At 70.9% G+C, this 11821-nt stretch carries 11 protein-coding genes; 4 read left to right on the forward strand and 7 right to left on the reverse strand.

The window, feature by feature from the left end:
• Window positions 1–55: 55 nt before the first annotated feature.
• The 5 genes from CRP49_RS30265 to CRP49_RS30285 all read right to left on the reverse strand — a co-directional run bounded on the left by CRP49_RS30265 (window position 56) and on the right by CRP49_RS30285 (window position 5124).
• Window positions 56–2572 (reverse strand): M48 family metalloprotease, encoded by a 2517-nt coding sequence (locus tag CRP49_RS30265; RefSeq protein ID WP_107487121.1) that lies wholly within the window; start codon window positions 2570–2572, stop codon window positions 56–58.
• Window positions 2573–2587: 15 nt separating this feature from the next.
• On the reverse strand, window positions 2588–3124 hold the full coding sequence (locus tag CRP49_RS30270) for a hypothetical protein (RefSeq protein ID WP_143670035.1): 537 nt from the start codon (window positions 3122–3124) through the stop codon (window positions 2588–2590).
• A 151-nt stretch (window positions 3125–3275) separates the two neighbouring features.
• Window positions 3276–3518, reverse strand: coding sequence for a hypothetical protein (locus CRP49_RS30275; protein WP_179851798.1), 243 nt, complete (start codon window positions 3516–3518; stop codon window positions 3276–3278).
• Between the two features lie 90 nt (window positions 3519–3608).
• On the reverse strand, window positions 3609–4295 hold the full coding sequence (locus tag CRP49_RS30280) for an SDR family NAD(P)-dependent oxidoreductase (RefSeq protein ID WP_097256205.1): 687 nt from the start codon (window positions 4293–4295) through the stop codon (window positions 3609–3611).
• 58 nt (window positions 4296–4353) lie between these two features.
• A complete protein-coding gene (locus CRP49_RS30285; protein ID WP_097256206.1) occupies window positions 4354–5124 on the reverse strand; it encodes a thioredoxin family protein in 771 nt (256 codons plus the stop codon).
• Window positions 5125–5485: 361 nt separating this feature from the next.
• On the opposite strand from CRP49_RS30285, the gene CRP49_RS30290 reads away from it, so the two are divergent.
• Window positions 5486–6547 carry a sigma-70 family RNA polymerase sigma factor gene (locus CRP49_RS30290; RefSeq protein ID WP_097256207.1) on the forward strand — a complete coding sequence of 354 codons (1062 nt, stop codon included), beginning with the start codon at window positions 5486–5488 and terminating at the stop codon, window positions 6545–6547.
• Here CRP49_RS30290 and helR read toward each other — a convergent pair.
• Window positions 6537–8690 carry an RNA polymerase recycling motor ATPase HelR gene (helR, locus tag CRP49_RS30295; protein ID WP_097256208.1) on the reverse strand — a complete coding sequence of 718 codons (2154 nt, stop codon included), beginning with the start codon at window positions 8688–8690 and terminating at the stop codon, window positions 6537–6539. The two genes, CRP49_RS30290 and helR, sit on opposite strands and share 11 nt — an antisense overlap.
• A gap of 309 nt (window positions 8691–8999) precedes the next feature.
• Between helR and CRP49_RS30300 the strand changes: the two genes are divergently transcribed.
• Window positions 9000–9419 carry a DUF899 family protein gene (locus CRP49_RS30300; RefSeq protein ID WP_179851799.1) on the forward strand — a complete coding sequence of 140 codons (420 nt, stop codon included), beginning with the start codon at window positions 9000–9002 and terminating at the stop codon, window positions 9417–9419.
• Between the two features lie 183 nt (window positions 9420–9602).
• The gene (locus tag CRP49_RS30305) at window positions 9603–9998 is read left to right on the forward strand and encodes a luciferase family protein (protein WP_179851800.1); all 396 of its coding nucleotides are present in this window, start codon (window positions 9603–9605) and stop codon (window positions 9996–9998) included.
• Window positions 9999–10015: 17 nt separating this feature from the next.
• Here CRP49_RS30305 and CRP49_RS30310 read toward each other — a convergent pair whose 3' ends face one another.
• Window positions 10016–10795, reverse strand: coding sequence for a DeoR/GlpR family DNA-binding transcription regulator (locus tag CRP49_RS30310; protein ID WP_067010898.1), 780 nt, complete (start codon window positions 10793–10795; stop codon window positions 10016–10018).
• A gap of 123 nt (window positions 10796–10918) precedes the next feature.
• Between CRP49_RS30310 and CRP49_RS30315 the strand changes: the two genes are divergently transcribed.
• A complete protein-coding gene (locus CRP49_RS30315) occupies window positions 10919–11800 on the forward strand; it encodes an SIS domain-containing protein (protein ID WP_097256210.1) in 882 nt (293 codons plus the stop codon).
• Window positions 11801–11821 lie beyond the last annotated feature (21 nt).

The raw sequence follows: 11821 nt of genomic DNA on the forward strand, positions 1-11821 counted from the left end.
GGGTCGGCTGCCGTGGCCGGCCTGCGGGAGGCCAGTCGGTTGCGGCCGTGAGGTGTCAGCCTCTGAGCCAGATCTCCCAGGCGTACTGGTCTGCGGGGAGTGCGAGAGCCACGGAAGCGACGTCGGCTGCGACGAGGACGACGAGGGCCGTAGCCAGGGCCCAGACATGGGTCCGGGCAGGTTTCCGGTACTCGCCCGCTGGGCGCGTGTCGCGCAGTGCGGGTATCCGGCTCCGGGCGAGCGCTCCTGCGGCGGCTCCCAGCAGGGCTGCGGGAATTACGGCCAGCAGCCCGCGCAGGGTGATGATCCGCAGGTCCCCGGCGAGCACCTCGGGGTCGAACGGGACGGAACAGTGGCGGGCGGATGCGCCGAAGAGGCGGGTACAGCCGACCACCGCGAAGGCCGGCGCGCGGCCGAGAGCCGCCGCCGGCGCGGTCAGCGATACGGCGGCCAGGACCAGTGCGGGCCGGTGCCTTCGGACAGTGGCGGAGAGCACCATGGCCACGGCACCCTGGGCGACGCATGCGAGGGCGATGTAGGTGTGCCAGTAGACGGCCGGGAACCCCGTGTCCTGCTGCGTTCCGGAATAGTGCAGGACGGCGGGCGGCAGTGCGGTGCGCGCGAGGAACGGCAGAGCCGTGCCCGCGGCGACCACGGAGATCCCTCCGGCCAGGCCCACGAGCAGAGCCGTCCCGATCTGTGGCCGGGCCTCCGCATCGGTGCCGCTCACCCTGCCCGAGGACAGGAGGAAGCCGAGCGGCACGAGCCAGAGCAGCATCAGGCCCACCAGGGCGGACGGGAGCTGTCCCTGCACAGTGAGCGGCGTCCACGTGAAGCCCGTCCAGCGGCCGAGCACCGTGTACCAGCCGATCGAGGAGCCGATGTCCGGGGCGTCCCCCAGGACGGGCTGGAATGCGTTGCTCGCGTCGACTCGCCGGAGGGAGTACCAGACGGCGAACCACGGGGCGAAGGAGACGACGGACGTGGCCACCACCGCGTACAGGGCTCTCCGACCCCGGGCCCGGGGAAGCAGGCCGCGCGCCGCGGAGATGAGCCAGACCGTGACGCACAGGGCCCCGGCCAGCAGAACCGGTCCCGTCCTCGGCAGCCATGCGAAGCCCTGGACCTCGATCGTGGTGGCGGGCAGCTCGGTTCCGTCCGTGATCAGAGGCAGGCTGGCTCCGGCGAGGTACCCCCCGACGAGTCCGGTGGGAAGCGCCGGCCAGGCGGCCCTGGGGGACCGGGGTTCCAGGTCGGACGCCGCGACGGTGCGCCACACGGCCGCGGCGAGCACTCCCGCGAGTCCGGCGCCGATGGCGCAGCCGACCGTCAGGTTGCCCGCGAGGGTGTTGAGTTTGCCCAGGAGCAGCCGGAACAGAGTGTCCACCAGGTCATCGGCGCTGGCTGTGAAGACGCCTGCCACGACTCCGGCAGCCAGCATCTCCCACACGGTCGGGCGGGTGAGCAGGGCCGGTTCGCGCAGCACGCGCTGCCGCGTCTCGGGTGTCGGCCAGTATCCCAGCCGGCGGGTGAGCCGGGCGAAGGCGGCGCGTGCGGAGCCTTGGCCCGAGGTGGGCCGGTCCGGTAGCCCCCGGGGGATCGCCGCTGCCCCCTCGTACCCGACCTGCGCCGCAGCCGTGGCGTCGGCGTGCAACTCGCGGGCCCGCAGGACCGAGTTCCGCACCAGACGGACGAGCAGGGTGAGGGCGGCTGCCAGTCCCAGGGCATGCGGCGCGTCCACGAGGTACTGCAGGGCGCCTGAAGGGAGCACCGGTGGCCCGCCGGACCACGCGCTGTGCAGAGCCAGCGCTCCGAAGGGCATCACCGCGACGATCAGGAAGGCCCACCCGATGCCAAAGGCCAGATAGGTCTTGTCCACGTCGCGATTGCGCAGGTGCGCCAGCTCGTGCACCATCACGGCGCGGAACAGGTCGCGATCGGCGTGGAAACACTTCGCCAGACCGTCATCGACGATGACGCACCGTCGCCAGGGCAGGCCGAAGGTGAGCCCGTTCTTCGAAGCTGCCCAAGCGTCCAGCAGCCAGACGGGCTCGGGTTGCACGCCGACCGCGCGGCACAGATCGGCGAGGTACTCCGCCATCTCCCGCTCTTCCGGCTTGTCCTTCGAGGGAAACCGCGACAGCGTCCGCGAGCGCAGGCTCGGCAGTGCCGGAAATCTCTCGCACCTGCTGCGGGTCACCCACCAGGGGTGCGAGAGGTAACAAGCCGACGACACGGCGCACAGCAGCAGGAACCCGATGCCGATCCACTGCGCCTGGTCGACGAAGGCGGGCTGCTCACAGGCCGACAACAGGCGCCGTGACTCCTCGTAGCCCTGGTTGGTCTGATCCGGGAGCGAGATCCGGGGGTCCTGGAAGCACCGGCTGAAGGTGCCGAAGAAATAGTCCGCGTTCTGCGGGACGAGGAAGTAGGCCTGAAGGAACACATACAGCCCACCCGCACCCACGGCCGCGATCAGAAGGACGAACCGGCTGGTCGTGCCGCCGGGAAGACCGGGTGACGCCCGCTGTCCGGCACGCCGCCCGGTGAATGCTTCTCTGTTCGTGCTCATGGCGGCGCCGCGGCGCTAGCTGGTCGGCCGTGGAGCGCGGCACCGGCCTATGATCGCGTCCGCAATCAGACGGGAGCTCTCCGGAGCGACCCCACAGTCGTGGAGGGTCGTTTCCACCACGTGCCTGAGCGGTTCGATGTCCTCCTGCCGCAATTCGATGGCGGCGGTTCCGGAGGATGCGCTCTCGGCAGCGTCATCCGGTACGGGTGCGCCCTGCGAGCGCTGTCCGACACGGAAGATCCGTCGCAGGGCTGAGACGGTGCCTTCCCTCGTGATGTGCTGGAAGCGGATTTCCGCCAGGCATTCGACGGCTTTGGCCGTGGCGGCCAGGACGACCGGCGTCAGGATGAGTTCGACCGCTTCGGATCCGAACCCGAGCGGCGACCTCCGGGACCCCTTTCCGGACGTCGCCCGTCGAGGATCGGCGAAGTATGCCTGGCTGACCGCCGAGAACATCGGCACTTCTTCCGGGGCTAATTCCTTGATCACATCCCTGGCGATTTCCGTGATCAGTTCTCGATGGGGTGCGTCGAGTGCCCGTCTGCGTGCCACAGTTCCTCCCCCGTCCGTGACCCACCCATGACGTCTCGTCATTATCAAGGCCCGTGCCGCTGACCGAAACAGATCGCCTTGCCTCTCTGGGCGCACGGCTGCGCTGTGGGGCGCACGGCGCACATGGGGGAGCGCACCAGGACGGTGCCGGCTACTCGACAGCCGGATCCTCCTGTGCGTGCCGCACCGCGCACTTCACCGCCTGCTCCACCTCGTACCGGCTGGCCTCGGTCGCCTCGGCGTGCGCGGTGATCGCCGCCTGCACGGCCTCCGACGCCGTACGCCAGCGGCGCCACTGCTCGTCGTACTCGTCGCCGGTCAGGCCGGCCAGCCTGGCCCGCTCCTCTTCGGCGGAACGTTCCAGCCTGATCAATTCGTCCGGGATGTCTGCCATGACCGGATAGTAAGCGCGCCGTGCGCAGTGTTCGCGCTGGACGCTCGGCATTTGTTTGCGTTCGCAACAAATCCCCTTGCGGCACAGGGATCAGATCGCCTCAAGTCCCTTGCCCGTCACGGCCAGCAGCGTCCTGTGGCGGTGTTCCTCGTCGGCGGCGATCGACACGATGGCGCGGGCGACCCCGGCGGGGCCGAGTGGTACCGGGAAGCGCTCCTTCAGGTAGGCCTCGGCCGACTGGCCGGTCCCGGCGCCGTACGCGGCGGCCGCGGCCTCGCCGATCGGGGTGCCGGCCAGCAGCTGGCGCGGGACCAGGGCGACGAACCGGATCCCGAGTCTGCGGGCGTCGGCGGCGGACTGCAGGTAGTCGGCCAGGAACATCTGCATCCGCTTGGCGCCCGCGTAGCCGCCCGACAGCGGCGAGCCGCCGAGCGCGGCGCCGCTCGACACGATCACCACGGTCGAGTTCGCACGCAGCGGGCGTACCAGGGCGGCACGGCCGACCTCGAAGGCGATCTTCATGTCGACGTTCCACGGCGCCGAGAACGACTCCCAGCTCTGTTCGTCGACCGGCGCCATCCGCGGGCGCGTACCCGCGGCGACCACGACGAGGTCCGGGTCGGCCTCGGCGAGGAGCGCGGCGACCTGCGCGGGATCCGTGGCGTCCCGCTCGTGGCCGGCGGCCAGGACGCGGGCTCCGGCGGCGGTGAGGGCGTCGGTGGTGGCACGGCCGACGTCGCCGCAGGCACCGATGACAAGGGCGTTGCGGATGGTCATGACGTTCCTTCGTGATCGGGTGAAGCCTCGGATGTCCCCGCGCGGATCCCGGGGCGTCCTACTCGTCGTTGTCGTACTCGTCGTGGCGGCGCCACCACAGGCCGGTCTCGTTGCGGCCCAGCGGTGCGCGGTCGAGCCACTGGTACATGGCCCAGAGGCCGTCGAGGCCGCGCTCGTACGTCGAGTAGGTGTGGTACACGACGCCGTCCTCGCGCGCGAACGCGCTCATGCCCGGTCCCTCGCGCCGGTAGGTGTCCCAGTCCGTGCCCACGGTCGACGCGAACTCGGCCAGCCGGGTGCCCTGTTCGCCGGGCGGCAGGCGGAAGTCCCGGTTCTCGCGGTAGTTGTAGGTGACGGCTCCCGACCGCCACTCCTCCTCGGTGTGCGCCACTCCGAAGTCGTGGTTGAAGTCACTGCCGTACGACGACGCCCAGGGGAAGCTCCAGCCCATCCGCTCCTTGTACGCCCGCAGTTTCGCGAGCGGGGCTCGTGACACCACGCAGAGCGTGACGTCGTGATGCGCGAGGTGGACGACGGAGCCGTCGAAGCCGTCCGCGATGGCCGAGCAGGACGGGCACCCCGCCTTGTAGTCGGGGCCGAACATGAAGTGGTAGACGAGGAGTTGCGAGCGTCCGTCGAAGAGGTCCTCCAGCGACGCCGTGCCCTTGTCGGTCTCGAAGCGGTACTCCTTCTCGACGCGGACCCAGGGCAGCTCCTGCCGCTGCCGCGCCACTTCGTCGCTCTGACGCGTCAGGGCCTTCTCGGCCGCGAGCAGGTCCAGCCGGGCGGCGAGCCACTCCTCATGTGTTCCGGTCTTGTGGTCGGTCATGGTCTCTCTCGCTCTCACATCGGTGGGGTCGGGCAGCGAACGCAGGAGGGCGCGACTGGGCATGTTCCGCCCCCGAGAGCCTCGCCGGCCGCACCTTCATCCTTCTCCGCCCCGTCGAAGATGGCTCGCGCAGCGGTCTCCCGGCCGATGTCGCGACTACCTCCGGTGATCAGGGCTGCACCACCCGCGATGTTCGTCATGGCGGCGATCTCCGTTCCTCATCGGCATGCGTGTGGAAACCCGGTCGTTTGTTGAGACACGGCCGCCCCGGAGAACTCACCGATGACTTTTCGGCCCGGACGGTGTCCTTACCTGGAGGACGAACGGAAGAGGCGAGCAGAGGCGAGGCGAGGATGCCGTGGTGACCGAATCGACCCTGGACCGTGCCCGGGCGGGTGACGGGGAGGCGTTCCGCCGGCTCACCGAGCCCTACCGGCGCGAGCTCCAGCTGCACTGCTACCGGATCCTCGGCTCCGTGCAGGACGCGGAGGACACGGTCCAGGAGACCCTTCTGGCCGCCTGGCGCGGGCTCGGGGGATTCCAGGGGCGGGCCTCCGTACGGGCCTGGCTGTACCGCATCGCGACCAACCGCTGCCTGAACGCGCTGCGCGACACGGGCCGCCGACCGCAGCCGCGCCAGCCGGCCCGCCCCCCGCGCGACGTGCCCGAGCCCACGCGCCGCTCCGAACCGGCCTGGTTCGAGCCCTACCCGGACGCCCTGCTGGAGGACCTGCCGGACACCGCCCCGGGACCGGAGGCCCGCTACGAGACGAGGGAGGCACTGGCGCTGTCCTTCGTGGCCGGACTCCAGCGCCTGCCGCCCCGGCAGCGGGCGGTACTGGTGCTGCGCGACGTGCTCGGCTTCCGTACGGCCGAGGTGGCCGACCTGCTCGACAGCAGCGGAGTCTCGGTGAACAGCGCCCTGCAGCGGGCGCGTACGACCCTCGACGACCAAAGGCCCGCACGCGACCGCGACCGGGCGCCACTGCCCCGCTCACCCCGTGAACGCCGGCTCGCGGGGCGGTTCGTGGACGCACTGGAGAACTCCGACGTCGACGGGCTCGTCGCGTTGCTGACCGAGGACGCGTGGCTGACGATGCCGCCCGAGCCCCTGGAGTACCAGGGACACGCGGCGATCTCCCGGTTCTACCGGACCCTCCCCTGGTGGGGCGGTCAGGCGCTCCGTCTCGTACCCGCGCGCGCGAACGGCCAGCCCGCGTTCGGCTCCTACCTCCGCGACCCCCACAGCCCGATCGCGCACGCCTACGGACTGGTGGTGCTCACCCTGGAGGGCGACCGGATCTCCGCCATCACCCGCTTCGGCGACAACAGCCTCTTCCCGCTGTTCGGGCTGCCCAGAACGCTCCGCGACCAGAGCGTGTGGTTCAGGTCGCCGTGTCCCTCGGCCGACGTCAGCTCGTGAGGACGACGAGTTGCTGGGTCGCCCGGGTCATCGCGACATAGCGGTCGACCGCTCCTTCGATGCCCGTGCCGAACTCCTCCGGGTCGACGAGGACGACCAGGTCGAACTCGAGCCCCTTCGACAGCTCCGGGGTCAGCGACCGCACGCGGGGCGACGCCGCCCGGAACGTGGGATCGCCGATCACGCAGGCGATCCCGTCGGCATGCGCGGCGAGCCACGCGTCGAGGACCGAGTCCAGCTCCGCGACGGATCCATGGACCACGGGGACGCCGGTCGCGCGGATGGAGGTCGGCACGTTGGCGTCCGGGAGCGCGGCCCGGATGACCGGCTCGGCCTCGGCCATGACCTCTTCCGGCGTCCGGTAGTTGATGCTCAGGGAGGCCACGTCGATCCGGTCGAAACCGACCCTTTCGAGCCGTTCCCGCCAGGACTCGGTGAACCCGTGCCTGGCCTGGGCGCGGTCCCCGACGACGGTGAAGCTCCGGGACGGGCAGCGCAGCAGCAGCATCTGCCACTCAGCGTCGGTCAGTTCCTGGGCCTCGTCCACGACGATGTGCGCGAACGGTCCCGCGAGCAGGTCCGGGTCGAGCGTGGGCAGCTCGGACTCGTCGACCAGATTGCGCTGGAAGTCCGCTCGGCGCAGCTGCGTCATGAGGCCTTCGCCGTCGTGATCGGCCGCGATCAGATTGTCGACGACCTGGGCCATGCGCTCACGCTGGGCGGCGAGCGCGGCTTCCTGCCGACGCTTGCGCCGCGCCGCCTCCGGGTCCCCGAGCCGCTGCCGTGCGGCGTCCAGGAGCGGCAGGTCGGACACCGTCCAGGCCTGCGGGTCGTCCTTGCGCTGCAGCTTGCGTACGTCGTCGCGGCCGAGCCAGGGCGCGCACATGCGCAGGTAGGCGGGGACCGACCACAGGTCCCCGACGAGGTCGGCCGCTTCGAGCAGCGGCCAGGCCCGCTGGAGAGTGGTGACCAGCTCCTCGTCACGCCGCAGCGCCGCGCGGAGCTGGTCGGGGGTGACGTCCTCCCTGTCGAGCTTGTCCAGCAGGATCGCGACCAGCTCCTCGAAGACCTGGTCCCGACCCTCGTTGTGCGCGGTGCCCGGCTCCGGAGCCTGGAACGCCTCGGCCCAGTCGTCGGCGCTCAGCCGGACCTCGCCCCAGTCGGTCGTGACCGTCAGCCCCTTGGTGGGCGGCTCCTCGTAGAACCTGACGGCCTTCTCGATCGCCTTCACCATGTCCGCGGACGACTTCAGCACGGCCACGTCCGGATCGGCCTCGACCGCCGCTCCGGCTCCCTCGGCGACCAGGTCCCGCAGGGTGCAGGTCTGCACGCCCTCCTCTCCGAGGCTGGGCAGGACGTCGGCGACGTAGGCCAGGTAGGGCTCGTGCGGACCGACGAACAGTACGCCGCCCCGACGGTGACCGAGGCGGGGGTCGGAATAGAGGAGGTGCGCGGAGCGGTGCAGAGCAACCACGGTCTTGCCCGTACCCGGACCGCCGTCGACGACGAGAGCCCCGCGGGAGCCCGCCCGGATGATGGCGTCCTGGTCGGCCTGGATGGTGGCGAGCACGTCCCGCATCCGGGGCGAGCGGGTGCTGCCCAGGCTGGCGATGAAGGCGGACTGGTCGTCGAGCGCGGCGTGTCCCTCCAGGCCGTCGGCGGCGAACACCTCGTCCCAGTAGTCGCTGATCCGGCCGCGGGTCCACCGATACCTGCGGCGGCTCGCCAGACCCATCGGGTTGGCGTGGGTCGCCGCGAAGAACGGCTCGGCCGCGGGGGAGCGCCAGTCGATCAGCAGCCGTCGACCCGCGCTGTCGGTGAGGCCGAGTCGTCCGATGTACACGGGCTCGGTCTCGTCCGCGCCGACGATGTGTCCGAGGCACAGGTCCAGGCCGTAGCGGCGCAAGGTGCGCAGGCGACCGGTCAGCCGGTGGATCTCCGTGTCCCGCTCCATCGCCTCGCGGCCCAGGCCGCCGGGCGCCTTGCGCAAGTCGTCGAGCCGGTCGGACAGTTCGGCGATCGTCTGCTCGAGGCTCTCCGCGATGGCCGCGAAGTGCTGCTCGTCGCCGGCGATCAGCATCGGGTCGGCCTTGGGGGCGAGATGGTCGGGAAGGTCGAACGCGCTGGTGGTCAGGGGGTTCATGGCACCAGCTCCGATTTCGACAAAAGAATGCACAGTTCGTGAATCTCCGATTTCCGCAGGTTCTGGCCTCGGCCAGTGATTGTGCGCTACGACCGGGGCCTTGCCGCAAGCCCCCCTGTGCGCTATACGTTGAGAGTGGCGAGGAGTGGGTACGCCTCTTCGCCTTCGTCGCGAGAATTCTTCATCGCGAAAAGCCCTCACCCCGCGCCTTCACTCTGCCGAAGATGCGAGCGGGTCGGTGGCGTTCGACCCTGGAGGTACGGGGCCCGCAGCAGCGCCCGGGTCACCCCCTGCAAGGTGAACGCCACCATGAAGACACCCCCGATCGTCTCGTCGGAGGAGTGGGAGGCCGCGCGCCGGCAACTGCTCGTGGAAGAGAAGCAGCTGACCCACGCCCGTGACGCACTGGCCGCCAAGCGTCGGCGCATGCCGTGGCTGGCGGTGGAGCCCGGCGTCTTCGGCTGGCCCGACCATGCCTGCCGCGGCTGCTCCATGGTGGCCGACCATGTCGGCAACCTGGCTCATCTGAATGCCCGCGACAGCGACCGGGTGTTCCGCACCTATTTCATCAACAACCGCGGTGACGAGGCGATGGGGAGCACCTGGAACTATCTCGGCATGACCGCGCTCGGACGGCAGGAGGCTCCGAAGAATGAGAACAGGCGCGCGGGTTTGTCACACGTGAGGCTGTTCGTCATAGGGAATCCGATAGACGGAGTGTGCGCCTGAAGCACCTCTGACCAGCGATGATTTCCGGATCCCGGTGAAGCCCGATGGGGTCAACCAGGCGTCCGACGGCCCCTGTTCGCGACGCGGACGCACCCGGCGGCGTCCGGAACGGTCATGGCTACAGGTCGGTTAATGCTTGCTCACGAGCTGGTTGCGGGCGGGTGAGCAGGCCATGATGGCCTCATGACGTTGGCCTCGCGCGCGCTCGCGCAACTGGCGACCTGGCCGGACCTGAGACAGGCCGTCCCGAGCTGCGGCCTGGGGCAGGCCGTACGTTCGGCCCAGGGCGAGATCGCCCACTTCCACTCCGACCGCGATGTCGATCTGCGGCTGACCGACCGGGCCATCCGCCGGTTCGCCAAGGACCTGAAGCACACGGGCGCCATCCGGATCGTGCCGGGCTCGCAGTGGGTGACCCTCAGGCTCGACGCCGCGAGCGACGTCGACCTGTTGCTGACCCTCGCGAGCGTGGCGCTCCAGGCCCAGCAGGCCGGGCCGGACCCGGCCGACCGGGCGGTGGCCGGCTGCAACGACCAGCGCGGCGCGGGGTTCGTGAAGGCCGACCGCAGCGGCTTCTGACGCCCCGCGCCGGAGCGTCACACCGCGAGGACCCGGATACCCGCCTCCTCGAAGCGGCGCACGGTGTCCTGCCCCACCGCCGTGTCGGTGACGAGCGTGTCCACCAGCTCCGCCGCGCAGATACGGGCGAACGCGCGCTGGCCGAGCTTGCTGGAGTCGGCGGCCACGACCACCCGCTCGGCGCGCTCGCACAGCAGCCGGTTGATCGCCGCCTCCGCCTCGTCGTGCGCCGCCGCGCCGTGCGTGACGTCGAACGCGACCACGCCGAGGACGGCCACGTCGAGCGTGATCTGGCCGAGCACGCCGTCCGCGAGCGGACCGATGAGTTCGTACGACTGCGGGCGCGCGACCCCGCCGGTCACCACGATCTTGAACTGCGGGCGTACCGCGAGCTCGTTGGCGATGTTGAGGGCGTTCGTGACGATGGTGAGCGCCGGCGAGCCGGTGCCGAGGTCGCCGCGCACCGCCAGGGCGCGGGCCACCTCCGTGGTGGTCGTGCCGCCGGTCAGCCCGACCGCCTCGCCCGGCGCCACGAGATCCGCGACCGCCTTGGCGATCCGCTGCTTCTCGGAGGCGCGGCGGGCCGTCTTGTAGCGCAGGGGCAGTTCGTACGACACCCCGTGCACCACGGCCCCGCCCCGGGTGCGCACCAGCATCTGCTGCTCGGCGAGCTGGTCGAAGTCCCGGCGGATCGTCGCCGCCGACACCTCAAGCTCGGCCGCGGCCTCCTCGACCTCCAGCCGGCCGCGCTCGACGAGCAGTTCCAGCAGCGCCTTCCAGCGGGCGTCCCGGGACATCCGCAGCCTCCGTTCTCCGTCTCTCCGGCGACCCTAGCGCACCCCTCCCTGCGCTCGAATGCTTGATTGTGCTCGAAAGCTCGCTATATCTTGCAGGAACAATCAGCAAGGGGAGGGTGTGGCATGAGCCATGTCGAGGACGAGCTGAACAGTCAGCCCGAGTGCTGGATACGGGCGGCCGAGGAGGCGGGGCGGCACGGCGACGCGCTGCCGGGTGCGGGGGAGCGGGTCGCGATCGTCGGGTGCGGGACGTCGTACTTCATGGCGCAGGCGGTGGCCGCGCTGCGGGAGGCCGCGGGGCAGGGGGAGACGGACGCGTTCGCCGCCTCCGAGTTCCCGCGCGGGCGGTCGTACGACCGGGTCGTCGCCCTCACCCGCTCCGGCACCACCACCGAAGTGCTGGACCTGCTCGGGCAGTTGAGGGGGACCACGCGGACGACGGCCCTCACCGCCGACCCCGCCACTCCCGTGATGACCGCCGCCGACGACCTGGTCGTGCTGGACTTCGCCGACGAGCGCTCCGTCGTCCAGACCCGGTTCGCGACCACCGCACTCACCCTCCTGCGTACCCACCTCGGCCTGCACACCGACGCCGTCGTCGCCGACGCCCGCACGGCCCTCGCGTCTCCCCTGCCCGAAGGGCTCGTGGACTGCACCCAGTTCAGCTTCCTGGGCCGCGGCTGGAGCGTCGGTCTCGCGAGCGAGGCCGGCCTGAAGATGCGGGAGGCCTCGCTGTCCTGGACCGAGGCCTACCCGGCGATGGAGTACCGGCACGGGCCGATCAGCGTCACCACCGAGGGCACCGCGACCTGGATGCTCGGCGAAGCGCCCGCAGGCCTCGCCGAGCAGGTGCGCACCACGGGCGCCCGGTGGGTCGAGGGCACGCTCGACCCGCTCGCCGAACTCGTCCGCGTCCAGCGCCTCGCGGTCGCCGTCGCCGCCCACCGCGGCCTCGATCCCGACCGGCCGCGCCACCTCACCCGCTCGGTGATCCTCGCCGACTGACCCGCACCCCGGAAGGGAGCC

The organism is Streptomyces sp. Ag109_G2-15 (assembly GCF_900215565.1).
GTDB classification, from domain to species: Bacteria; Actinomycetota; Actinomycetes; order Streptomycetales; family Streptomycetaceae; genus Streptomyces; species Streptomyces diastatochromogenes.